Source organism: Bradyrhizobium icense (assembly GCF_001693385.1).
GTDB classification, from domain to species: Bacteria; Pseudomonadota; Alphaproteobacteria; order Rhizobiales; family Xanthobacteraceae; genus Bradyrhizobium; species Bradyrhizobium icense.
Map to the genome: position 1 here is coordinate 7,332,951 of NZ_CP016428.1, position 21,964 is coordinate 7,354,914.

25 protein-coding genes are annotated in these 21,964 nt (G+C 63.9%); 6 read left to right on the forward strand and 19 right to left on the reverse strand.

The annotated features are described in order from the left end of the window. Positions 1–26 precede the first annotated feature (26 nt). The 3 genes from LMTR13_RS34020 (at position 27) to LMTR13_RS34030 (ending at position 2,316) form a co-directional block, all read left to right on the forward strand. On the forward strand, positions 27–416 hold the full coding sequence (locus LMTR13_RS34020; protein WP_065731562.1) for a RidA family protein: 390 nt from the start codon (positions 27–29) through the stop codon (positions 414–416). A gap of 42 nt (positions 417–458) precedes the next feature. Further along, a complete protein-coding gene (locus LMTR13_RS34025) occupies positions 459–1,889 on the forward strand; it encodes a homospermidine synthase (protein WP_065731563.1) in 1,431 nt (476 codons plus the stop codon). Between the two features lie 205 nt (positions 1,890–2,094). Next, positions 2,095–2,316, forward strand: coding sequence for a hypothetical protein (locus LMTR13_RS34030; protein ID WP_065733197.1), 222 nt, complete (start codon positions 2,095–2,097; stop codon positions 2,314–2,316). A gap of 25 nt (positions 2,317–2,341) precedes the next feature. Here LMTR13_RS34030 and LMTR13_RS34035 read toward each other — a convergent pair whose 3' ends face one another. The 17 genes from LMTR13_RS34035 to LMTR13_RS34110 all read right to left on the reverse strand — a co-directional run bounded on the left by LMTR13_RS34035 (position 2,342) and on the right by LMTR13_RS34110 (position 16,013). Further along, positions 2,342–3,079, reverse strand: coding sequence for an ABC transporter ATP-binding protein (locus LMTR13_RS34035; RefSeq protein WP_065731564.1), 738 nt, complete (start codon positions 3,077–3,079; stop codon positions 2,342–2,344). Next, positions 3,069–3,806, reverse strand: coding sequence for an ABC transporter ATP-binding protein (locus LMTR13_RS34040; RefSeq protein WP_065731565.1), 738 nt, complete (start codon positions 3,804–3,806; stop codon positions 3,069–3,071). Before LMTR13_RS34040 ends, LMTR13_RS34035 begins: the two co-directional genes overlap by 11 nt. After that, a complete protein-coding gene (locus tag LMTR13_RS34045; protein ID WP_065731566.1) occupies positions 3,803–4,768 on the reverse strand; it encodes a branched-chain amino acid ABC transporter permease in 966 nt (321 codons plus the stop codon). Before LMTR13_RS34045 ends, LMTR13_RS34040 begins: the two co-directional genes overlap by 4 nt. Further along, on the reverse strand, positions 4,765–5,631 hold the full coding sequence (locus LMTR13_RS34050) for a branched-chain amino acid ABC transporter permease (RefSeq protein WP_236843221.1): 867 nt from the start codon (positions 5,629–5,631) through the stop codon (positions 4,765–4,767). Before LMTR13_RS34050 ends, LMTR13_RS34045 begins: the two co-directional genes overlap by 4 nt. A gap of 51 nt (positions 5,632–5,682) precedes the next feature. Next, positions 5,683–6,927, reverse strand: a complete 1,245-nt coding sequence (locus tag LMTR13_RS34055) for an amino acid ABC transporter substrate-binding protein (protein ID WP_083219335.1) — start codon at positions 6,925–6,927, stop codon at positions 5,683–5,685. Positions 6,928–7,011: 84 nt separating this feature from the next. Continuing rightward, positions 7,012–7,953: a dioxygenase family protein gene (locus LMTR13_RS34060; RefSeq protein ID WP_065731569.1), complete on the reverse strand. Its 942-nt coding sequence runs from the start codon at positions 7,951–7,953 to the stop codon at positions 7,012–7,014. A 220-nt stretch (positions 7,954–8,173) separates the two neighbouring features. Beyond that, entirely contained in the window at positions 8,174–8,476 is a 303-nt protein-coding gene (locus LMTR13_RS34065) for a hypothetical protein (protein ID WP_236843222.1), read from the reverse strand. Positions 8,477–8,600: 124 nt separating this feature from the next. Next, the gene (locus tag LMTR13_RS34070) at positions 8,601–9,602 is read right to left on the reverse strand and encodes a WD40 repeat domain-containing protein (RefSeq protein ID WP_065733198.1); all 1,002 of its coding nucleotides are present in this window, start codon (positions 9,600–9,602) and stop codon (positions 8,601–8,603) included. 4 nt (positions 9,603–9,606) lie between these two features. Beyond that, complete coding sequence (locus tag LMTR13_RS34075) at positions 9,607–10,662, reverse strand: CobW family GTP-binding protein (RefSeq protein ID WP_065731571.1); 1,056 nt, start codon at positions 10,660–10,662, stop codon at positions 9,607–9,609. A 52-nt stretch (positions 10,663–10,714) separates the two neighbouring features. After that, complete coding sequence (locus LMTR13_RS34080; RefSeq protein ID WP_065731572.1) at positions 10,715–11,584, reverse strand: metal ABC transporter solute-binding protein, Zn/Mn family; 870 nt, start codon at positions 11,582–11,584, stop codon at positions 10,715–10,717. A 2-nt stretch (positions 11,585–11,586) separates the two neighbouring features. Continuing rightward, the gene (locus LMTR13_RS34085) at positions 11,587–12,456 is read right to left on the reverse strand and encodes a metal ABC transporter permease (protein WP_065733199.1); all 870 of its coding nucleotides are present in this window, start codon (positions 12,454–12,456) and stop codon (positions 11,587–11,589) included. Beyond that, positions 12,456–13,211, reverse strand: coding sequence for a metal ABC transporter ATP-binding protein (locus LMTR13_RS34090; RefSeq protein ID WP_065731573.1), 756 nt, complete (start codon positions 13,209–13,211; stop codon positions 12,456–12,458). Before LMTR13_RS34090 ends, LMTR13_RS34085 begins: the two co-directional genes overlap by 1 nt. 2 nt (positions 13,212–13,213) lie before the next feature. Beyond that, positions 13,214–13,399 (reverse strand): hypothetical protein, encoded by a 186-nt coding sequence (locus LMTR13_RS43055; RefSeq protein ID WP_083219336.1) that lies wholly within the window; start codon positions 13,397–13,399, stop codon positions 13,214–13,216. Positions 13,400–13,579: 180 nt separating this feature from the next. Beyond that, a complete protein-coding gene (locus tag LMTR13_RS34095) occupies positions 13,580–14,083 on the reverse strand; it encodes a hypothetical protein (protein WP_065731574.1) in 504 nt (167 codons plus the stop codon). Next, a complete protein-coding gene (locus tag LMTR13_RS34100) occupies positions 14,080–14,676 on the reverse strand; it encodes a permease (RefSeq protein WP_065731575.1) in 597 nt (198 codons plus the stop codon). Before LMTR13_RS34100 ends, LMTR13_RS34095 begins: the two co-directional genes overlap by 4 nt. Positions 14,677–14,823: 147 nt before the next feature. Continuing rightward, a complete protein-coding gene (crcB, locus tag LMTR13_RS34105; RefSeq protein WP_065733200.1) occupies positions 14,824–15,210 on the reverse strand; it encodes a fluoride efflux transporter CrcB in 387 nt (128 codons plus the stop codon). A 200-nt stretch (positions 15,211–15,410) separates the two neighbouring features. Beyond that, complete coding sequence (locus LMTR13_RS34110; protein ID WP_028350505.1) at positions 15,411–16,013, reverse strand: superoxide dismutase; 603 nt, start codon at positions 16,011–16,013, stop codon at positions 15,411–15,413. Positions 16,014–16,188: 175 nt separating this feature from the next. Here LMTR13_RS34110 and LMTR13_RS34115 point away from each other — a divergent pair, with 175 nt between their 5' ends. From LMTR13_RS34115 to LMTR13_RS34125, 3 genes are all read left to right on the forward strand, one after another. Beyond that, positions 16,189–16,728 carry a GNAT family N-acetyltransferase gene (locus LMTR13_RS34115; protein ID WP_065731576.1) on the forward strand — a complete coding sequence of 180 codons (540 nt, stop codon included), beginning with the start codon at positions 16,189–16,191 and terminating at the stop codon, positions 16,726–16,728. Between the two features lie 85 nt (positions 16,729–16,813). Then, positions 16,814–18,199 (forward strand): MATE family efflux transporter, encoded by a 1,386-nt coding sequence (locus LMTR13_RS34120; RefSeq protein WP_065731577.1) that lies wholly within the window; start codon positions 16,814–16,816, stop codon positions 18,197–18,199. 81 nt (positions 18,200–18,280) lie between these two features. Then, a complete protein-coding gene (locus LMTR13_RS34125; protein WP_065731578.1) occupies positions 18,281–18,724 on the forward strand; it encodes a DUF2147 domain-containing protein in 444 nt (147 codons plus the stop codon). Between the two features lie 99 nt (positions 18,725–18,823). Here the strand turns inward: LMTR13_RS34125 and LMTR13_RS34130 are convergent, their stop codons facing one another. Both LMTR13_RS34130 and htpG read right to left on the reverse strand, forming a co-directional pair. Next, entirely contained in the window at positions 18,824–19,978 is a 1,155-nt protein-coding gene (locus tag LMTR13_RS34130) for a DUF3095 domain-containing protein (protein WP_065731579.1), read from the reverse strand. An 84-nt stretch (positions 19,979–20,062) separates the two neighbouring features. After that, the gene (gene htpG / locus LMTR13_RS34135) at positions 20,063–21,931 is read right to left on the reverse strand and encodes a molecular chaperone HtpG (RefSeq protein ID WP_065731580.1); all 1,869 of its coding nucleotides are present in this window, start codon (positions 21,929–21,931) and stop codon (positions 20,063–20,065) included. Between the last annotated feature and the right edge of the window lie 33 nt (positions 21,932–21,964).

The following is a 21,964-nucleotide window of genomic DNA, read 5'->3' on the forward strand; positions in this document are numbered from 1 at the left end:
GGATCGTTCCCAAGATCGAGGTTCCGATGCCCCGCCGCCTGATTTCCACCGGCTCGCCATTCGAGAAGACCGCCGGCTACAGCCGCGCCGTCATCGACGGCGATTTCGCCTTCGTCGCCGGCACTACCGGCTACGACTACACGACCATGGTCATTCCGGCCGATATCACGAGCCAGGCCCGCAACTGCTTTGGGAATATCGAGGCTGCGCTCAAGGAAGGCGGCTTTGCGATGGCCGACATCGTCCGCGCCACCTACTACATCACCGATATTGCCGACGCGGACGCCTTCTTTGCGGTCTGCGGCGAAGTCTTCGGCGAGATACGTCCGGCCACTACCCTCCTGGTCGTCGCAGGCCTCTACAAGCCCGAGATGAAGATCGAGATCGAAGTGACCGCAAAACGGCGCACCGCCTGATCCTTCCATTCCCGCCAATTTCTGCTTTCTGGAGACCGACTGATGAGCGCACTCGCGAAAATTCACGCGAAAATCACTGGCCCGATTGTCATGATCGGCTTTGGCTCGATCGGCAAAGGCACGCTGCCTTTAATCGAGCGTCATTTCGACTACGACAAGGAGCGCCTTGTCATCATCGACCCGCATGATGACGGCGAACTCGCCAGCAAGCACGGTGTACGATTTGTCAAACGGGCTGTGACCAGAGACAACTACCGCGAGCTGCTGATTCCGCTGCTCACCGCTGGCGGCGGCCAAGGATTCTGCGTCAATCTCTCCGTCGACACCTCCTCGGTCGACATCATGACGATGTGCCGCGAGATCGGCGCGCTCTACATCGACACCGTGGTGGAGCCTTGGGCAGGCTTTTATTTCGACAAGAACATCGGTCCCGAGAAGCGCTCCAACTACGCCCTGCGCGAGACCCTGCTCGCCGCCAAGCGAAAGAGTCCGGGCGGCATCACCGCGGTCTCCACCTGCGGCGCCAACCCCGGAATGGTGTCCTGGTTCGTCAAGCAGGCGCTGCTCGACATCGCCCGTGATACCAACACGCCCTTCAACGAACCGAAGAGCCGGGAGGGCTGGGGCCTGCTCGCACACAAGCTTGGCGTGAAGGGCATCCATATCGCCGAGCGCGACACCCAGCGCTCCAGGAATCCGAAGCCGATGAACGTGTTCGTCAACACTTGGTCGGTCGAAGGTTTTGTGTCCGAAGGCATGCAGCCGGCGGAGCTCGGCTGGGGCACGCATGAAAGATGGATGCCAGACAACGGCCGCGAGCACATCGAGGGCTGTGGCGCCGCAATCTATCTGCTGCAGCCCGGCGCCAACACCCGCGTGCGGTCGTGGTGCCCGACGCCGGGGCCGCAATACGGCTTCCTCGTCACCCACAACGAGTCGATCTCGATTGCGGACTACTTCACCCTGCACGACGGAAACAGGGTGATCTATCGTCCAACCTGCCACTATGCCTACCACCCCGCCAACGACGCGGTGCTGTCGCTGCACGAGATGTTCGGCGCCACGGGCAAAATGCAGCCAAGCTGGCACATTTTGGACGAGCACGAGATCGTCGACGGCATCGATGAACTCGGCGTCCTTCTCTACGGCCACGCCAGGAACGCCTATTGGTACGGCTCGCAGCTCTCGATCGAGGAGACCCGCCTCGTCGCGCCCTACCAGAACGCCACCGGCATGCAGGTGTCTTCGGCGGTGCTCGCCGGCATGGTGTGGGCGCTGGAAAACCCCGAGGCCGGCATCGTCGAGGCCGACGAGATGGACTTCCGCCGCTGCCTGGAAATCCAGATGCCGTATCTCGGCCCGGTGAAGGGCTTTTACACCGACTGGACCCCGCTGTCGGACCGCCCCGGCATGTTCCCGGAGGATATCGATACGTCGGATCCCTGGCAGTTCAGGAACGTGCTGGTGCGCTGACAGCGGCAACACTGGCGCTGCAGCTCCTCCGCTGCAGCGCACATCGCTTGCGCAAGCCCGACCGGCGTAGAACTACGCACGGGAACTCCAACTCCTCGTAACACTCGATTAATTCAATCGCGCCATCCTGAAGGGTAAATTTCTGCGAGGGCCCATGGCCGTCGCCGCTTTTATCCGAGCGATGGCTCCGGTTGGAGCAACCGATATGCGCGTCATCATTGCCATTATCCTGGCAGCCGCGGCCTTGGCCGCGTGTACGCCTGAGGCCAGCCACGAGGTCACGGGCTCGATCGACAATTGCGCGCGCAAGCTTTACAGCCAGTACAATCCCAAGGACAAGAAGCAGTGCGTCGCGGTGTGCATCGCCTGCGAGCGCGGGGTCATGACGACCTGCTCGACCGCCTGCACGCTCAGGGGCGCACAATAACCGCAACGTCTACCGCACCGCGCCGTCACACGACGCCGCCGAGATAGAGCCGCTTGACGATGTCGTTAGCCTTCAACTCGTCGACCGACTGCGCCGCGACCGCGATCTCGCCGTGGACGATGATGTAGCCGCGGTCGGCGATGCGGATCGCCTGGTTGAAATTCTGCTCCGCCATCAGCACCGTCAGTCCCACGCGCTGCTTGAGCTCGCCGATCTTGGCAATGGTCTGCGAGACCAGAAGCGGCGACAGCCCGACGGACGGTTCATCGATCAAGAGCAGCCGCGGCGACGACATCAGCGCGCGCGCAATCGCCAGCATCTGCTGCTGTCCGCCGGACATGGTGCCGGCGAGCTGGTTGCGCCGCTCCTCCAGCACCGGAAAGGTATCGAAGACGAGCGCGAGATTCTGCTGGATGGCGCTGCGGGCCACTTTCCTGAACGCGCCGAGCATCAGGTTTTCCGTCACCGTCAGCTTGGGAAACAGCCGCCGCCCTTCCGGCACCAGCGCCACGCCGAGATCGACGATCGCCTCGGGCGAGAGTTTTGTGAGATCATGCGCCACGCCGTCGATCGAAAGCGCAAGCCGGCCGCTATCCGGGCGCACCAGACCCATGACGCACTTCATCAGCGTGCTCTTGCCGTTGCCATTGGTGCCGAGCAGGGCCACGGTCTCGCCGGCCTCGACGTGCAGCGTGACGCCGCGCAGCGCCTTGACCGCGCCGTAGCCGGCATCGAGGCCTTCGATGGCAAGGCTAAGTGCCAAGATAGGCCTCCTGCACCCGCTTGTTGGCCATCACCTCGCCAGGCGCGCCGAGCGCGATGATCTTTCCGGCGTCGAGGCACATCACCCGCTCCGAAAAGCGCATTACCGCCTGCATGATGTGCTCGATCATGATGATGGTGATGTCTTCCTCGCCAAGGCTGATCAAGAGATCCAGCACCTCGTCGACCTCGGAAGAGGACAGCCCCGCCATCGCTTCGTCGGAGATCAGAAGCTTCGGCCTGACCGCCATCGCGCGCGCGAGCTCCATCTTGCGCAGCTCCACCTGGCTCAGCGTATTGCTTGGCGCCGCCGCTTTCGAGGCGAGTCCCATCCGTGTCAGGATCGACATCGCGACATCTTCCTCCGGCAGGCGCGAATCGACCGAAGCGAAGTCGAGCCCGACCATGAGGTTTTCCAGCACCGTCATGCTTTTGAAGGGCCGCGGAATCTGGAAGCTGCGGGCGATGCCGCGGCGGGCGCGCAGGTGCGGCGGCAACTGCGTGATGTCCTCGCCGCAGAACACCACGCTGCCGACCTGCGGCTTCAACGCGCCGGAAATGCAGTTGATCAGCGTGGTCTTGCCCGAGCCGTTCGGACCGATCAGGCCGAACCGTTCGCCCTTTCGGATATCGACGCTGATATTGTCGAGCGCGGTGAAGCCGCCGAAGGTCTTGGTGAGCGTTCCCACCTGCAGTAAGGGCGCGTCGACCTCGGCAACCATCGTCATGGCTTGCCTCCCGCGCGCAGGCGGTAGCGCGGCCGCAATAGGCCGATGATGCCCTTCGGCGCGCCGACCACGAACAGCACCAGCATGATGCCGAGCACCAGCACGTTGACCTCCGAGGAGATGGTCACGGCGAGAAGCTGTTGCGTCGAGCCGAGCAGGATGGCCCCTAGCACCGGGCCGATCCAGTGCGCGGTGCCGCCGATCAGCGCCATCGCCAACGCCGAGACGGAGTAGCTCAGGTTGAACGCCGAGGACGGGTCGGCATATTGCAGGTACATTGCGGCGGGCGCGCCGGCCGCGGAAATCAGCGCGCCCGAGGTCATGCAGGCGACCAGCTTCAGCCTTAGCGTCGGCACGCCGGTGCATTCGGCCGCGAGTTCGTCGTCCCTGAGCGCCTGCAGGCCGCGGCCGATCCGGGAATTCTGGATGTAGCGCGCGATCGCAACGGCGATGACGGCCAGGACGGCCTGCACGAAGAACAGCATCTTCACGTAACTGTCGAACGGCGCCATCACCGGCGGCCGCTGGATCTGGATGCCGGCCGCGCCGCCGACGAACCGCCAGTTCATCACAAAGGTCTCGATGATGATCGCTAGCGCAATCGTGGCGATCGAGAAGAAGATGCCGCGCATCCGTAAGGTGAGGAGACCAACGCCAAAGCCGAGCGTCATGCCGACGACGGCGGCGGCCGCGATCTGCACCACGAGCGGCGCGCCCGTCGCCTTGAACAGGGCTACTGCCGTGTAGACGCCGACGCCGAAAAAGGCGTTGGTGCCGAAATTGACGTAACCGGCATAGCCGCCGAGGATGCTCCAGGCGACCGCAAGCGCGATGAACTGGAGGATGACGTAGCCGGCGAAAAACGGATATTCGTTGCGGACGATCTGCGTCATCGACAGCACGGCGACCAGGAAGACGGCGACGGCGGCCCAGAATGCGATGCTATGGCTGCGCTTGTTCATCGGCCGAGCAGACCTTGCGGTCGGACGGCGAGCACGCCGAGCAGCATTGCGAACGAGATCGCCGGCGCCCAGGAGGCGCCGAACAACGTCAGCACGATGGATTCGGCGACGCCTAGGATGATGGCGGCGATCAGCGTGCCGCTGATGCTGCCGAGCCCGGCCATGACGACGACGCAGAAGGTCCGCCCGATATAGGCGCGATCGAGCGTCGGCTCGACCGGCGCTACGATGATCAGGAGCGCGCCGGCGATGCCGAGCACGGCGGTGGCGATGCCGAAGGCAAATTGCTTGATGCGGACCGGGTTGGCGCCCATCAGCCGCAACGCCTCCTCGTCCTGCGCGACCGCGCGGATCGCGCGGCCCATGAAGGTTTTCGACAGATACATGGCAAGCAGCACCGTCAGCGCCAGCGCCACCGCGAACGCCACCAGTTGCCGGATCGGTATTCGAAACTCGCCGAACCGCCACGACTTGCCGATATAGGTCGCGGAAACCGAGCGCTGGTCGACGCCGAATTGCAGGATGATCAGCACCTCGATAATGAAGGCGATGCCGAAGAAGAACGCGATGCCGCGGACGCCCGCATCGCTGCCGCGCCGCTCAAAGGTTTCGTAATAGACGCGGTAGGCGAGCAGGCCGAACAGGAAGAACAGCGGCGTGATGGCGAGTCCCGCCAGCAGTGGATCGATGTCGTAGCTCTCGTTGAGCTGGAACACGCCGTAGGACGCGAGCACCAAGAAGGCCGGGTGCGCGACATGGGGAACGTCGAGCAGTCCGAACGCGACGGACAAGCCGACGCTGACGGCTGCATAGAAGCAGCCGAGCAGCACCCCGAGCACCACTGCGCCAAGCAGCAGGTCCATCGAAAACAATTCAGATCCCCCCTTGGCCCTGAGCCGGAAAAGCCACGAGGCCTAGTTTCGGGCAGCCTCGAAGGGACTGATGAGCTCTCCGGCTTTCAACTTGTCAGGGAACAGAATCACCTGCTTGCCGGAGGTGCGGAACTGTTCGATATCCTTGTCCTTTACACCGCGGAACTGGGCCTGCAGCGTCGCCGTTTCCTTGCGCTCGCCATCGGCCGAAAAGGCGATCGGCCCGACGATTGTCTTGTGCTCGTTCTCGCGCAGGTATTTCGCGATGCCCTTCTGGTCGAGCGACTTGGTCGCGCCGACCGCCGCCTCGATCATCTGGCCCATCGCATAGCCGAACGGCGCCAGATAATAGCCGAGCGGATCGACCTTGGCCTCGACGGCGCGCTTGGTGTACTTGTCGAAAAATTCCTTGGTGCCGTCGAAATACATGCTCTTTTCCGGCAGCCAGGTATTGTAGTTCACGACGCCGTTGAGCAGCGAACCGAGGTTCGACATCACAGCGGCGAATTGCAGGCCGACCATGCCGCCACCGAAAATCTTGACGCTGTCGCCGATCCCGATCTCGTTCACGGCGCGCAGGATGCCGGCCGAGTCCGGCGGATAGGACGCGACATAGACGATGTCGGGCTTGGCCGCCTTCAACGCGCGAATGATGGACGAGAATTCCACCGTGTTCGGCGGATAGGTCTGATCGAAGACAATCGGAATGTTGCGCTTCTTGGCGACATCCCGCGCGGTGAGCGCGAGGTTCTGCGCGAATTCCTGATCGGCCGTTAACAGCGCCATGTTCTTGCCGCCGGCCTTCTGCGCCAGGTCGAGGAACGAGGCCGCCCAGCTATCGGCCGGCCCCCATGGTGCATTGTTGAACCACATGTCGTGGCCGACCTTGCTGTTCACCTGGAACGAGAAATTCCCCATCAGCAGCAGGCCGCGCTGCTTGACGAACGGCATGATCGGCGCGGTCGGCACCGTTGCATAGGGCGCGAACAGGAGATCGACCTTGTCGACATCGACCAGCTTGGCGTAGATCGCCGGCGTCTCCGATGCGCTCGACTTGTCGTCATAGACGACCAGTTCGATCTTGCGGCCGAGCAGCCCACCCTTGGCGTTGACGTCGTCACGCCAGATCTCGATGCCGAGCAGCGACGCCTTGCCGCCGCCGGCGAGGCCGCCGGTCTGCGGCATCGACATGCCGATCTTGATCGGCGGTTGCTGGGCAAGAGCGCTCGACCCGTGCCCAACCACCGCGACAGCCATTGCGCCGCCCAGGAATGTTCTGCGTTTCATCGATTCCCCCCTATGTCGTTGCCGTTCTGCGTCCGCCGGATCTTCGCCCGGCTGCGGTGAAGTGGATCGTGTCAGGCTCGGGCTCTAGCCGCCGGCGCCCGCCGGGGCAGGTTCGCTTTTGGCTTGTTTCATGATCGCCGACGGATCGGCGCCGACGCGACCACTGGTCTTGTCGGTGGCGCTTTCGCGCGACAGCCGCATATCGAAGCGGATGCTCGGCATGCCCTTGATCGGGCAGTCCGGATCGTTTGCGACCACGTCGACGGCGAGATCGCCCGACGAGCCGAACACGACATCATCGGCCAGATGGGGATCGTCGCGCAAATAGAGCGCCGTGACCAGTTCGCGATAGCCGGCTGCGCCGACCAGGAAGTGAATATGCGCCGGCCGCATGCCGTGCCGCGCCTGCGCCTTCACCATGGCGCCGACAGGTCCATCCATCGGGATCGAGTAGCCGAGCGGCCTGACGGTGCGCAGCATATAGAGTCCGTCAGCGTCTGTCGTGAATACACCGCGATAATCGACCGAGGTCGCGCTGGACTGGATGTCATAGAGGCCGTCGGCGCCGGTCTGCCAGATCGAGACGGTGGCGCCCGCAACGGGCTTGCCCGCGGCATCGGTGACACGGCCATACAGCACGCACTCGCTGCCGGGCTTCGGGTTCTTGGCGATCGAACTGCCGGCTGCGAGCGTCGGCGTGGCCTCGCGATAGAACGGGCCGAGCAGGCTGGTGTGGGTGGCTTCCTCGAGCGCGGTCGCGTCGTGCAGTCCGTTGACGAGTGCCGAGAGGCCGAGCGTATCCGACAGCAGGATGAATTCCTGCCGTTCCGGCGAACACATCTTGCCGGCGGCGGTCATGAATTCGATGCCCTTGATCCATTCCGCGGGCGTCAGGTTGACCTCGCGGGCGAAGGCATGGAGGTGTTTTACCGCCGACGCCATGATCTCCTTCAGGCGAGGGTCCGGCGTCGTCGCCATCTGGTCGAGCACGGCGTCCGTGATCGTTTCCGGCGTTAACTCACGCATGCGTCACTCCCTGACCTGCCGGCTGTTCGACCTGCCGGCTGTTTTGCAGCAAGCCTAACCGCTTGTTGGGGATCAACACAAGGCGTTCGAAGGCAAGGCCTGCGCCCTCTCCTACAAATTGATACGGGCCGATAGGGTCGCATGGCCCGCACATTCGCGCATCAAACGCGCGCACGGCCCACGATTTTGCGTCTGCACAATCAGCGCAACGGCAGTGGGATCATTTTTCGCGGATCGGCGGCGCGACTTTCTCTGCGGGCGCCGGCGGCAGTGCGGGCTGAGCGCCCGCCTTCTGCGCATCCGGATCGGGACGGGCCGGCTGCGGCGGAACGTCTGATGGTCTTTGCCCGGTCGTACCCGGTTCGGACGGCGCGGGCGGTTTCGTTTCTGCGCCCGGTGTCGATTGTGTTGGCGGCGTCGCCTGCGCGACGTGCTGCGAATCTCGCGCCGTGATCTCGGTCAGCGACAGCACCGAAATGACCAGCCCGACCGCGATCAGCGTGGATGCGCCCAGCATTTCCATTCGGTATTCGCGTTGGCGGTCATCGGCAGGCATATCGTTCGACCCACGAAATGGTTCGTGGATTCAACGGACGTCAAGGCGCTTGGTTCCGCGGGGAACCTGCTTCGTAACCTCTCCGAGATGCCTAGAATTCCAGCATCCCGGCGTCGCCGTCCTCAGTGCCGAAGGCGAGCAGCGTGCCCTTTGCGTTCCAGGCCAGCGCCGAGACCGGCTCGCTGCCATTGCGGCGCACCAGAATCTCCGCGCCATCCTCGAGCCGCACGATCAGCACGGTGCCGTCGCTATAGCCCGCGGCCATGATGTCCTGCTTCGGATGACAGGCGACCATGGAAACGCGCGCCTGCAGCGGTGCCAGCATCGCCGGCTCCTTGCCCATCGGACCGTCCTTGCTGGTGAACGGCCAAATAATCACGGTGTCGGCACCCGACGTGGCAAGCCCCTTGCCTCCCGCGCTCCACGACATCGAGCGGACGCGGCCGGGATAGCCGCTCATCCGCATGTGCCTGTTATCGGCGAGCCGCCAGCCGTGCAGCGCCGGTTCGTGCATGGCGGTGACCAGGAATTTGTTGTCGGGACTGAAGGTGACGGCGAGATGCGAGCCGGCCCATTCCAGAAATTCCGGCTTCGCCGCCATATTGGGAAACCACAGCGTCACGCCGTTGTAATGGGCAACCGCCACGCGCAGCCCCTTTGGCGCGAAGGCGACGCCGCCGACGGTCGATGGGACGTCAAAAGTCTTCTCCTCACCTTTGCCGCTGCGGACGAACGCGGTCTTGCCGGCCGACCAGGCAAACGCACCATCGGGATGCAGCGCGACATTGTCAATCCAGCGCCGCTTTGCATCGGTCGCGAGCACCGACGTCTCGCCCTTTGCGTTCAATGCGACGAGCTTGCCGTCGTCGCCACCGGTGACGACGCGCTTGCCGTCGGATGCCGTGCAGAGGATGGCACCGCCATGCACGTCCACGCGGGAGATTTCGCCGGCGGCATCGGCCATCGCGACTTTCTCTTCGGCGCATACGAAGGCGGCGCGCTCGCCGAGGAAATGCACGGCGGAGACGGGTGCACTGACCGCGACGGATTTCACGCGATCGGTCAGGGACGCAATGGTGAGCTGATCGGACATGATCTCATGCAGCAATGCAGCTTTCGAAACCTTCGCGGATCGTCTTTTCCGGTAACTCGCGGCCGATGAAGACGACGCGGCTTTCGCGCGGCTCGCCTTCCTTCCATTGCCGCTGATGATCGCCTTCCAGCATCATGTGCACGCCCTGGAACACGTAGCGATCGTCGTCGTCGGTGAAGGAGAGGATGCCCTTCGAGCGCAGTATCTTCTGGCCCTCGGTGGCGACGAGGTTTTGCAGCCACGGCATGAATTTGGTCGGGTCGAGCGGCTTGTCCGAGCGCAGCGACAGCGATTGCATGTCCTCGTCGTGATAGTGCTTCAATCCGCCATGGCTGTGGCTGTGATCATGATCATGCCCGTGATGGTGATCATGATCGTTATGGTGATGGTGATGGTCGTCGCCGGCGTCCAGGAATTCCGGTTCGATTTCCAGGATGCGGTCGAGATCGAACGCGCCGCGTTCCAGCACGTCCGATAGCGCGACCTTGCAGCGCTCGGCGCGGTGCAGCTTTGCATATGGATTGATGCCGCGAATCCGGGCCTCGACTTCGGCGAGCTCCGGCTTGGAGACGAGGTCGGTCTTGTTCAGCACGATGACGTCGGCGAACGCGATCTGGTTCTTGGCTTCCGGCGCGTCTTTCAGGCGATCGCTCAGCCATTTGGCGTCGGCCACGGTGACGACAGCATCGAGCCGCGCGTTCTTCTGCACGTCCTCGTCGACAAAGAAGGTCTGCGCCACCGGGGCCGGATCGGCAAGGCCCGTGGTCTCGACGATGATGGCGTCGAACTTGCCCCTGCGCTTCATCAGGCCGTCCATGATGCGGACGAGGTCGCCGCGCACGGTGCAGCAGATGCAGCCGTTGTTCATCTCGAACACTTCCTCGTCGGCACCGATGATGAGGTCGTTGTCGATGCCGATCTCGCCGAATTCGTTGACGATGACGGCGTATTTCTTGCCGTGGTTTTCCGACAGGATGCGGTTGAGCAGCGTGGTCTTGCCGGCGCCGAGATAGCCTGTCAGCACGGTCACTGGAATTTTTTGGGACGAAAGTTCAGACATAACGGCTCCGGGACGGAATTGTAGCGCGCGCCGGCAGCAGGGAGGCCCCTGCCTATTGGCTCAGCGCGCTGGTCAGGGCCTTTATATTGTGCCTGACCATCGCAATGTAAGTGGGAGAATCGCCCTTTTCGCCGGTCAGACTGTCGGAATAGAGCGTTCCACCGACCCTGGCGCCAGTCTCGGCCGATATCCGGCTCATCAGGCGGGGATCGCTGATATTTTCGAGAAAAACTGCCGGTATTTTGGCCGCCCTGATCTGGGTGATGATCTTTGCGACATCGCGGGCGCTGGCCTCGGATTCGGTCGAGACACCGACCGGCGCAATGAATTCGATGCCATAGGCAGCGGCAAAATAACCGAACGCGCCGTGGGTCGAGATCACCTTGCGACGGCCTTGCGGAATTTTGGCGACTGCCTCGCGCACTTCGCGGTCCAGTGCGTCGAGCTCGGCCAGATAGGCGCTCGCACTGGATTTGAAGGCTTCAGCGTGCGCGGGAGCCGCCGCCGCCAGCGCATCGCGGATATTGGCGACGTAGACCTTGGCATTGACGACCGATTGCCACGCATGCGGATCGGCTTGCGAGCCGAGCTTGAGCGGCGTAATGCCGGTCGTCGCGGTTACGACGGTCGCCTTTCCGCCGGCGGACTTGACGAGCCGCGACAACCAGCCCTCGAATCCTAGACCGTTAACGAACACAAGCTTTGCACCCGCAACCCGTTTGGCGTCCGAGGGCGCCGGCACATAAACATGCGCATCGCTATTGGGGCCGACCAGCGTCGTGACTTCGACGCGGTCGCCGCCGACATGGCGGACGAAATCGCCGAGGATCGAGAAGCTGGCGACGACGTTGAGGCGATCCGCGGCGCGAGCCGGTCCGACGACTGCGAGCATGGTGAGAGCGATGAGCAAGAACCGGATCATGACTACGCCTCGAGATGACGGCCGGGAAACATCTGCCGGACCAGGCCGCTGACGGGACCGAACAATAGCGATGCGACATACAGCACCGCCGCGATCAGGATGACCGCGGGGCCTGAGGGAATTTTGGTCTGAAACGACAGCACCAGCCCGGCATAGCCCGAGACGATCGCGCTTGCGACCGCGATGCAGATCATGCCGGTGATATCGCGCGACCAGAACCGGGCGATGCCGGCGGGCAGGATCATCAGGCCGACGCCGAGCAGCGTGCCGAGCGCGTGAAAACCGTTGACCAGGTTGATGACGACCAACGCCAGGAACGCCAGATGCGCGGGCGCGCCGGCGCGAGAGACGGTGCGCAGGAACACCGGATCGACGCATTCGATCACGAGGGGACGGTAGATCACCGCCATCACCAAAAGTGTAATCGTGGCGTTGAAGGCGATCACCAAGAGCGTCTGGTCGTCCATCGCGAGGATGTTGCCGAACAGCACGTGCAACAGGTCGATATTGGTGCCCTTGATCGAGACGATGGTGACGCCGAGCGCGAGCGACACCAGATAGAAGGTCGCGAGCGAGGCGTCTTCCTTCAGCTCGGTATTGCGCGCGACGAGGCCGGCGAGCAGCGCGACGGTAAAGCCCGCGATCAAGCCGCCGGTCGTCATCGCGAACAGGTTCAGCCCCGAGAGCAGGAAGCCGATCGCAGCCCCCGGCAGGATTGCGTGCGCCATGGCGTCGCCGACGAGGCTCATCCGCCGCAGCATCAGGAACACGCCGATCGGCGCAGCCCCGAGCGCAAGCGCGATCACGGCAGCAAGCGCGCGGCGCATGAATTCGAATTCGATGAAGGGCGCGAACAGCGCGTCGTAAATCATCATGCCGCTCGCGACGGCATATCGGCGGCGCAAGCGGCGGCGCTGTCGTCGAAGGCTTCGCACATCTTCATCGCCACCAGCAGGTTTTCCGGCGTCAGCACGTCGGCGGTCGGCCCCCACGCCACCGGCCCCCGCGCCAGCAGCAGGGTTTCGGGGAAGTGGCTTCGCACCATCTCCAGGTCGTGCAGCGCCGCCAGCACGGTGCGTCCCTCGCCATGCCAGCGCCTGACCAGCGCGATCAGGTCCGCCGAGGTTTTGGCGTCGATGGCGTTGAACGGCTCATCCAGCACGATGAGCCCCGCATCCTGCAGCAGCACCCGCGCAAACAGCATGCGCTGCATCTGCCCGCCGGACAGCGTGCCGATCGAGCGGTTTTCGAAACCGTTGAGCCCGACCGCGGCGAGCGCCGCCAGGATCTTCGCGCGCGCGGCCTTGCCGATGCCGCCGAACGGGCCCGTCGAGCGCCACAGGCCACTGCCGACGAAATCGAACACCGAGATCGGGAAGCTGCGATCGATGTCGACGCTCTGCGGCAGATAGGCGATGTCCCTGCTATCGAGACCGCCGAGATCGATCCCGCCGGACAGCGGCTTGAGGATGCCGGCCACCCCTCGGAACAGCGTCGACTTGCCGGCGCCGTTCGGCCCGATCACCGCCACCAGCGCACCCGGCACGACCTCGCCGTTGAGGTGATGCACCGCCGGATGCCGGTCGTACCCGAGCGTCACGTTCCGGAATTTGATCTGTGCGGCCATGCTCACCTCATCGCCACCAGCACGACGGCCCACAGAGCGGCTGAGACCGCGAATGCTGCGGCAAGGCGGGCTGACAGGGTCATCCGCAGGATCGACCAGGGCGCGGGTTGCGCCGGATGCGGCGTTGCCGGGCCGTGGCTGTGGGCGTGGTGGTGATGCGCGTGGTCATGGGAATGGGTGTGAGGCATGGGTTGACGTTATAATATAACATAATGGGAGTCCACGCGGTGAAACGGCCGTAAACCGGTGTTCTCGAAAGCCCCGCCCTCGTCCGCCATGCCCCCGCGAAGGCGGGGCATTAGGCACGGCAGCACCAAAGCCGGGAGTGGCTCCAGCATCTCTTAGGAAGGCTTATGGTCGGTTTCCCCTCACGGCTTCCCAATCGCCATCGCGATCGCGGCCGCGAGAAACGGAAACGGCACCGAGACCGCGGCGCGAAACCAGACAAAGCGGGCCGGCATGAACGGGATTTCCCAGAGGATCATGCGCTGGAAGGCGAACAGCGCCCAGGCGACGACATAGGCGATCACCTGCGGCGGGCCGCCGCCGACCTTCAATGCCACCGCGGCGATCGAAAAGCCGACCACGGGGCCTCCCGGCGTTGCCGCGCCGGCGATGACGGCGGTCAGCACGCCGAACCAGCCGCTGTCCGGCCCGAGCCAGCCGGTGATCACTTCGGGCGGGATAACGGCGGCGATATAGCCCGAGCCGATCACGCCGAGCGCAATGCGCGGCAAGATGTTGATGAAATCCATCGAGCCTTCGCGCACCGATGACACCAGCACGACGCGCCCGCGCCGCCAGGCCATGAAACCGAGGATCGCGACAGAGCCCCACAGGGTGATGTCGATGATCAGCGCCGAGGCGGTCATTCGGACGGCTCGCCCTTCGGATACATCCGCACGAAGACGAAGCGGCCGAGCCAGCCTGCCAGCACTGGAATCGGCAGCGAGATCGCGATGCGCCACAGCGTGAAGTCGGTGCCGAGAATCGGCAGCTCCCAGGCGACGGCGCGGCCATAGCCGATCAGCGTCCAGCTCACCACCATCGCGATGGTGGCGCCGAAATCGGCACCGACAGTCAGTAATGCCGCCGCCACCGGATAGGCGGTGAACGGGCCGCCAGGCAGGATCGCGCCGAATGCCGTTCCGATCAAAAGTCCCTTCAGGCCCGATTCCGGACCGAGCGATCGCGAGACTTTGTCGTGCGGCAGAATTTCCGCGATGAATCCGCCGAGCAGGCAGCCGGCCAGCACGCGCGGGATGATTTCGCCGAACAGCCAGAGGTCATGGGTGAGAATATTGAGCACGCCGTCGATGCCGTCCCGCCGCCACACCAGCGCGACGCAGATCGCGACGAGCGCGCCGATCACGATCATCGACCAGCCGACCGGCTTGCGGGCACGCCGTGGCTTCGGCTCGGCGTCTTCGGCTGGCGCCGGGTCCTTTAGCGGAGGTTCTGACAAGGCTGCGGGTTTGGCGGGTGAAGCTAATCCATCCTGCTTAGTCCCGCCATTGCGGCGAAGCAAACGGAAGCTCGCACGATATCCATGCGCTTCTCAGGGACGCCCATGCGAGGACATCGCGCGGGCCCGTGTTCGCGGGCGGCTGGTTCAGGTGAACTGCCGCACCAGTGCAAGACCGCCGAACAGCCCGGCAATCGACAGCACGACGGAGCCAATCACGTAAAGCGCCGCGAGCCCAAGCTCGCCGCGTTCGTAGAGCAGCGCGGCATCGAGCGAATAGGCCGAGAATGTGGTGTAGCCGCCGAGGACGCCGGTCATCAAAAACAGCCGCCAGGGTTGCGACGCCTCGCCCTTGAAGGCGAGATAGCCCGCGATCAGCCCCATCACGGTCGAGCCTGATATGTTGATGATGAAGGTGCCCCAGGGGAAGCCGGTGCCGAGGCAGCGGGCGCAGGTGAGATTGATGAGATGGCGCAGCGTCGCGCCAAGGCCGCCACCGAAAAAGACCAAGAGATAGCTTGTCGCGTTACCCACTATTGCCCCGGTGTTCACCCTCCCCTGGAGGGGAGGGTCGACGCGAATGAAATGAGCGGCGGGGTGGGGTGAAGGTCTATCCACCCGGACAGTGCCCGAGTTGAGAGATCACCCCACCCCGGTCCGCATTCCGCTTCGCTGCATGCGAACCGACCCACCCCTTCCAGGGGAGGGTGAAACGGCGCTACCGCGCCCGATCGTTAGGCTCCGGCCTTGCCGAACAGTTCGTCGACGTAGTCCCAGTTGATCAGGTTATCGCAGAACGCCTTCAGATAATCGGGACGGCGGTTGCGATAGTCGATGTAGTAGGAGTGCTCCCAGACGTCGCAGCCGAGGATTGGCGTCGCGCCGTAGACCAGCGGGCTTTCGCCATTCGCGGTCTTGGAGATTTCGAGCTTGCCGTTCTTGACCGACAACCAGCACCAGCCGGAGCCGAACTGGCCGACGCCGGCGGCGGCGAAATCGGCCTTGAACTTGTCGAGACCGCCGAGGTCCTCGGTGATCTTCTTTTCCAGACGGCCGGGCAGCTTGCTGCCGCCGCCATTCGGCTTCATCCAGTTCCAGAAATGCAGATGGTTGTAGTGCTGGCCGGCGTTGTTGAACACGGCCGGATTCTTGCCGAACGAACCCTTGACGATCTCCTCCAGGGACTTGCCTTCGAATTCAGTCCCCTTGATCGCGTTGTTTCCGTTGGTCACGTAAGCCTGGTGATGCTTGTCGTGGTGGTACTCCAGCGTTTCCTTGGACATGTGGGGCGCAAGGGCGTCGTGGGAATAGGGAAGATTGGGCAGCGTGAAGGTCATGGGGTGATGTCCGAACTGATGGGAGAACGTGGTCTAACGGGAACCCTTATAGAAGGTTCCATTGCGCATAAACACCGCAATTTGGCAAGAACGGGAAGGCTTCCGGTAACGCCGCTCCGCGTCCAGCGTATGACGGAGTGTGGCAGCCGCATGCATTGGCGCACATGGTGATGAAATGAGCATCGAGATCGACGTCCTGAACGGGGACTCCTCATGGCCGCGGGCCGAACCGCTGTTGGAGGCGGTATGGCCGCACGAAGTCGTCGAAAAATTGTCCTGGGGTCACGTCAAATGGGCCCATGCCGATTTGCGCGTGCTGATCGACGCACCGGAGGATGCGGAGAGGCCGGGCCTGGCCTGCCATGTCGGGATCTATTTCCGCACCGCGACCTGGGACAGCCGCAAGGTCCAGATCGGCGGCATCGGGGGCGTCTCGACCCGCAACGATTGCCGGGGACGCGGCTATGCCACGCTGGCGCTCAACGCCGCGATCAGGACTCTGCGCGACCACGAAGCGGTGCGGTTTGCGATGTTGTTCTGCGAGCCGCACAATGAAGCATTCTATGAAGCGCGCGGCTGGCATGCGTTCAAGGGCGAGGTCTATGCCGAGCAGCCGGAGGGAAGAATTCGCTTCGAGGCGATGGCGCCCTACGTGTTCGATTTCACCCGCAAGCCGCGCGATGGAATAATCGACCTATGCGGCCTGCCGTGGTGACCCCTGCAGCGGCGCGGTGGCTCGAGCCGCGCCGGCTAGATAATATGTCATCCATAATCTATTCGATTTGGATCGCCGGTGCCGCATGACCATTGATGCCCCGCTCGACATGCGTCCCACTGCCGCCGTTCCGCCCGCTCCGACCAACGCGCTGCTCACCTCGCCGATCCTGCCGACGCTGTTGAAGCTCGCGCTTCCCAATGCGATCGCCATGGTCGGCACGACGCTGGTGGCGATCGCCGAGACCTCTTACATCGGCCGGCTCGGCACCGAGCCGCTCGCCGGCATCGCACTGGTGTTTCCCTTCGTCATGTTGACGCAGATGATGTCGGCGGGCGCGATGGGCGGCGGCGTTTCCTCCGCCATCAGCCGCGCGCTCGGCGCCGGCGACCGCGATCGCGCGGCGACGCTCGCGCTGCATGCCGCGATGATCGGGGCCTGCGCCGGAATCTTTTTCACGGTCATGATGCTGGCCTTCGGCCGCGCGTTTTACACGCTGCTCGGCGGGCGCGGCGGCGTGCTCGAAGAGGCGATGCAGTACTCGCACGTGCTATTCTCCGGCGCGATCGCGATCTGGCTGGTCAACACGCTGGCTTCGGTCGTGCGCGGCACCGGTGACATGCGGATTCCGTCGGTGACCTTGATCGGCACCGCGCTGGTGCAGATTGCGGTCGGCGGCGCGCTGGGCCTCGGGCTGCTCGGCCTGCCGAAATTCGGCATGGGCGGCGTTGCCGCGGGCCAACTCGCCGCTTTCACGCTGGGCGCGATGTTTCTCGCCTGGTATCTCGTCAGCGGCCGCAGCCGGCTGACGCTGAACTTCGCGGGCTTCAAATTCCAGCGCGCCATGTTCGTCGACATTCTCAAGGTCGGCGCGGTGTCCTGCCTGGCGCCGCTGCAAACCGTGCTGACGGTGCTGATCTTCACCAAAATCCTGGCCGGCTACGGTGCCGAGACGTTGGCCGGTTACGGCATGGGCTCGCGGCTGGAATTCTTGCTCACGCCGATCGCATTCGCCTTCGGCGTCGCCTCGGTGCCGATGGTCGGCATGGCCATGGGCGCAGGCCTCGTGACACGCGCGCGGCAGGTGGCATGGATTGCGGGCATTGCTGCCGGAATCACCGTTGGCACTATCGGGCTCATCGTTGCAGTCATGCCGGCGCTCTGGGTTTCGATGTTCACCAGCGATCCCGGCGTAACCGCCGCGGCTTCTTCGTATCTCGTCTGGGCAGGACCGGCGTTCGCCTTTTTCGGAATGGGCGTGTGCCTCTATTTCTCTTCGCAAGGTGCTGCGAAGGTCGGCGGCCCGGTGGTGGCCGGCACCGCAAGGTTGCTGATCGTCGGGGGCGGCGGCTGGTGGCTGGCCTCCATGGACGCGCCGGCATCGGCCATGTTTGCACTGGTCGGCGCAGCGATGGTCATTTATGGCCTCGGCACGGTGCTGTCGATCCGTTTGACCCGCTGGGGCAAATGATAACGGCAAATTGCACTCAATCCGACGTTGCACAAATCTGATTTGTTGCTATGCAGGCCTGCTTTTTCGAAGGAATGATTCATGGCTTGCAGAACGGCTTTCATCATCGCGATCTCGGCGGCATTGCTGGCCGCGCCATCCGCCTTCACGCAAGGCACCGGCGAGCCGACCGGCGTCTGGCTGACCCAGGCGGGCGATGCAAGGGTGAAGGTCAGCAAATGCGGCGGTGGAATTTGCGGCGTGGTCGTCGGGCTGAAGGAGCCTATCGACCCGGCCACCGGCAAGCCCCAGGTCGATGACAAGAATCCGAACCTCGCCCTGAAGCGGCGGCCGATGATCGGCCTTCCCTTGTTCAGCGGCATGAGCCCCAGCGGCCCCAACAAATGGTCGGGCCAGATCTACAATGCCGATGACGGCGGCACGTATGCGAGCAGCGTCTCGGTGACGGGTCCGGATACGCTCAAGGTCGAAGGCTGCGTCGGCGCGCTCTGCGGCGGCGAGAGCTGGACGCGCGTCGGGCGGTAAAGAATTCGGAATGGTGGGCAAAGCGAAGCGTGCCCACCATTCCGAGCGATGACCTTGGAAAGATGGTGGGTCCGGCGTTGCCTCTGCCCACCTTACAATCTACGCCGCCATCGCCTTCAGCGCTGACGCCGCCGACGCATAGCCGCCGCGGGCGCCGTCGATGAAGTGGACGTGGTCGCTGCGCATCACCGAGGGCGCGAAGCAGGTCATCATCGCGGCGTCCTGCCGGTGCAGGCCGTAGCGCACGATCTTGGCTGAAGCGGCCATTGCGAGAAGCTCCGTCAGCGCCCGTTCGAGCTCGACCGTGCAATCGAGGATCATCCGCAGGCCGTCGTCATATTTGCGGAAGTCGGAATTCTCCACCACCTGCTGCACGTAGTTCTTCGGCACGAAATTACCGACCTTGATGCCTAACCGCATCACGACATAGGCCCAGAGCGTGAAGGCGAGCACGACGGTGCGCCGCTTCAACAGCGGCCCGCCGCGCGCGGCGCGCGCCTCATATTCGACGCCGGTCGGCGGCCAGCGCAACGGCGGACCATCCGGCGGCACCGGCCGGCCCGCATCAGGGCTCTGCTCGACCAGCTTGATGACGTCCTCGATCACCTTGCGGAAGCGTTGCGGATCGGCGCCCTTGGCGGGCACCACCAGCACGGACAGAATGAGCCCGCGGGAGGAAGGAATTTCCTCGAACCGGCACGACAGCCCGGACAGATCGGGCTGTGTTCCCGCTGCCGCCGGCGGGACTGCGAATTCGCCCCGCTTCATCGCGGCATCCGCCCATCCCAGCCCACCGCCGGAAAACATCGCATAGGACAGATTGGACGACGGCCCGAAGCGGGCGACTTTGATATCGAGGCCCTGCGCGCGAATGTCCTTCACCGGCACCAGCGCCACCCGCATCATCAGATCGAGATCGGCCCGGACCCAGGCCGCGGTCGCCGCCAGCGCCTCGCGCGCGTGCGAAAGATCGGCCGGCGACACCGCAAAGCTCGCACCGTCGCCGCCGAACACGAAGGGAAATTCGCGCCCGCCTAACGCATTGGTCACGGCCGCGATCACGGCAGCGCCGGCCATGTTGACCGCCTTGTAGCGCTGGTTGGCGATCGCCTTGGTCGATTCGACGATGTCGGCGACACCGACGGCCCAGTCGTCCGGCAACGGCGTGTACAGCGCCGGGTCCATCAGGCTGCCGAAGCCGCGAAAGACCGGGATCGCGCCATAGAAAATATCGGTGCCGTCAGACGTCGTCATGGCGGTGCCAGTAACCCGGTTCACGAACCTCTCTAGCAGATACGGCCGGTTTTGGAATCCGGTTCAAGCGCGCGGCAGAACGTCCTACCCCTTTGCGATCCCGCGCAGCACCAACTGGTTCAGCCGGTTGGCAAACGCCGCCGGATCTTCCGGCAGTTCGCCGTCGAGGATCTGCGCCTGCTCCAACAACAGGAACGACAGGTCCCTGGCCGCGTCCTTGTCGCCGGCAATCGCCGCGACCAGCGGATGGCGCATGTTGATCTCGAGGATCGGTTTGGTGGTCGGCCCTTTGTTCTGCATTGCGAGCAGCCGCTCGAGCATGCGGTCCTGTGCGCCGCCGCCGGCGACGAGGCACGACGCGCTCGAGGTCAGCCGCTGCGAGGCGCGCACGTCGGAGACACGCTCGCCGAGCGCGTCCTTGATCAGCGCGATCGTCGTGGCTTCATCCGCGCCGGCTTCGTCCTGCTTGTCCTCGGCCTTTTCATCCAGGAGCGGCATCAACCCGAAATCGATATCGCCCTGACTCAGCGACTTCAGCGGCTTGCCGCCGAAATCGAGCGGGGCCGAGGTCCAGAACGCGTCGACCGGATCAGTCAGCAGCAGCACCTCGATGCCGCGGGCGGTTGCGGATTCGAGCTTCGGATTCGACTTCAGCCGTTCGACGCTCTCGCCGGTGAGATAGTAGATGTCGGTCTGGTTCGGCTTGAGATCCTCGACATATTGCTTGAGCGAGCGCTTCTCGCCCTTAGTCGTAGTGAAGCGCGACAATGCGAGCAGCTTCTCGCGGCGCTCAAAGTCCTCCCAGATGCCTTCCTTGATCACGGGGCCGAATGCGTCCCAGATTTTCGCGAACGCTTCCGGCTCCTTTTCACCGAGGCTTTCCAGCTCCGATATCACGCGGCCGGTAACCGCTTTGCGGATTTGCGCGAGCTGCGGATTGTTCTGCAGCATCTCGCGCGAGATGTTGAGCGGCAGGTCCTCGCTGTCGATCACGCCGCGGATGAAGCGCAGATAGGCCGGCAAGAGATCGGCGTCGTCGGCGATGAAGACGCGGCGGACATAAAGCTTGACCTTGCCCTTGCGTGCCTGGTCGAACAGGTCGAACGGTTTCGTCGACGGCACAAACAGCAGCACCGCGTAGGACTGCCGTCCTTCGGCGCGATAATGCAGCGTCATCGCCGGTTCGTCGAAGGCGCCGGCGACCTGCTGATAGGCCTGCTTGTAGTCCTCCGGCTTGAGCTCCGATTTCGGCCGCTGCCATAGCGCGCTGGCCGAATTGATCTGGCGCGGCTCGCCCTCCTCCGGCACCAGTTCGATTGGGAACTGGATATTGTCGGACCAGGCACGGACGACACGTTCGATCTCGTAGGTCTCGAGATATTTCGCTGCTTCCTTCTTCAGATGCAGGACGATCTCGGTGCCGCGCGTGACGCGTGCGGCATCCTCGTCGCCAGCTTGCGCGATTTCAAATCCGCTGCCGCCGGAGGACGACCAGACGAAGACCTGATCGGAGCCGGCGCGGCGGCTGGTGACGACGATGCGCTCGGCGACCATGAACGCGGCATAGAAGCCGACGCCGAACTGGCCGATGAGGTTGGCGCCATCCTTGGCCTCGGTGAGGCGCGAGAGAAACGACTTGGTGCCGGAGCGCGCGATGGTACCGAGGTTGTCGATCAGTTCCTGGCGGTCCATGCCGATGCCGCTGTCGACGACGGAAAGCGTATTGGCCTTCTTGTCCGGCGCGATACGGATCTTGGGCGGCGCGCCGTCGGCGATCAGCTCGGGCGTTGATATCGCCTCATAGCGCAGCTTGTCGCAAGCGTCAGATGCATTCGAGATCAACTCGCGCAGGAAGATGTCGGTCTCCGAATAGACCGAGTGCACCATCAGGTTCAGAAGTTCGGCGACCTCGGCCTGGAACGGCTGGGATTCGGGGGCAGTGGTGGTCGTCATGCAGGGCTCACCGGAAACGAGGTGGGAGGAAAG

Excerpts from the sequence above, each read along its gene's own strand:
- LMTR13_RS34020 (WP_065731562.1), top strand. The coding sequence starts at position 27 with ATGCCCCGCCGCCTGATTTCCACCGGCTCGCCATTCGAGAAGACCGCC.
- LMTR13_RS34025 (WP_065731563.1), top strand. The coding sequence starts at position 459 with ATGAGCGCACTCGCGAAAATTCACGCGAAAATCACTGGCCCGATTGTC.
- LMTR13_RS34030 (WP_065733197.1), top strand. The coding sequence starts at position 2,095 with ATGCGCGTCATCATTGCCATTATCCTGGCAGCCGCGGCCTTGGCCGCG.
- LMTR13_RS34040 (WP_065731565.1), bottom strand. The coding sequence starts at position 3,806 with ATGACGATGGTTGCCGAGGTCGACGCGCCCTTACTGCAGGTGGGAACG.
- LMTR13_RS34045 (WP_065731566.1), bottom strand. The coding sequence starts at position 4,768 with ATGAACAAGCGCAGCCATAGCATCGCATTCTGGGCCGCCGTCGCCGTC.
- LMTR13_RS34050 (WP_236843221.1), bottom strand. The coding sequence starts at position 5,631 with ATGGACCTGCTGCTTGGCGCAGTGGTGCTCGGGGTGCTGCTCGGCTGC.
- LMTR13_RS34055 (WP_083219335.1), bottom strand. The coding sequence starts at position 6,927 with ATGAAACGCAGAACATTCCTGGGCGGCGCAATGGCTGTCGCGGTGGTT.
- LMTR13_RS34060 (WP_065731569.1), bottom strand. The coding sequence starts at position 7,953 with ATGCGTGAGTTAACGCCGGAAACGATCACGGACGCCGTGCTCGACCAG.
- LMTR13_RS34065 (WP_236843222.1), bottom strand. The coding sequence starts at position 8,476 with ATGGAAATGCTGGGCGCATCCACGCTGATCGCGGTCGGGCTGGTCATT.
- LMTR13_RS34070 (WP_065733198.1), bottom strand. The coding sequence starts at position 9,602 with ATGTCCGATCAGCTCACCATTGCGTCCCTGACCGATCGCGTGAAATCC.
- LMTR13_RS34075 (WP_065731571.1), bottom strand. The coding sequence starts at position 10,662 with ATGTCTGAACTTTCGTCCCAAAAAATTCCAGTGACCGTGCTGACAGGC.
- LMTR13_RS34080 (WP_065731572.1), bottom strand. The coding sequence starts at position 11,584 with ATGATCCGGTTCTTGCTCATCGCTCTCACCATGCTCGCAGTCGTCGGA.
- LMTR13_RS34085 (WP_065733199.1), bottom strand. The coding sequence starts at position 12,456 with ATGATTTACGACGCGCTGTTCGCGCCCTTCATCGAATTCGAATTCATG.
- LMTR13_RS34090 (WP_065731573.1), bottom strand. The coding sequence starts at position 13,211 with ATGGCCGCACAGATCAAATTCCGGAACGTGACGCTCGGGTACGACCGG.
- LMTR13_RS43055 (WP_083219336.1), bottom strand. The coding sequence starts at position 13,399 with ATGCCTCACACCCATTCCCATGACCACGCGCATCACCACCACGCCCAC.
- LMTR13_RS34095 (WP_065731574.1), bottom strand. The coding sequence starts at position 14,083 with ATGACCGCCTCGGCGCTGATCATCGACATCACCCTGTGGGGCTCTGTC.
- LMTR13_RS34110 (WP_028350505.1), bottom strand. The coding sequence starts at position 16,013 with ATGACCTTCACGCTGCCCAATCTTCCCTATTCCCACGACGCCCTTGCG.
- LMTR13_RS34115 (WP_065731576.1), top strand. The coding sequence starts at position 16,189 with ATGAGCATCGAGATCGACGTCCTGAACGGGGACTCCTCATGGCCGCGG.
- LMTR13_RS34120 (WP_065731577.1), top strand. The coding sequence starts at position 16,814 with ATGACCATTGATGCCCCGCTCGACATGCGTCCCACTGCCGCCGTTCCG.
- LMTR13_RS34125 (WP_065731578.1), top strand. The coding sequence starts at position 18,281 with ATGGCTTGCAGAACGGCTTTCATCATCGCGATCTCGGCGGCATTGCTG.
- LMTR13_RS34130 (WP_065731579.1), bottom strand. The coding sequence starts at position 19,978 with ATGACGACGTCTGACGGCACCGATATTTTCTATGGCGCGATCCCGGTC.
- htpG (WP_065731580.1), bottom strand. The coding sequence starts at position 21,931 with ATGACGACCACCACTGCCCCCGAATCCCAGCCGTTCCAGGCCGAGGTC.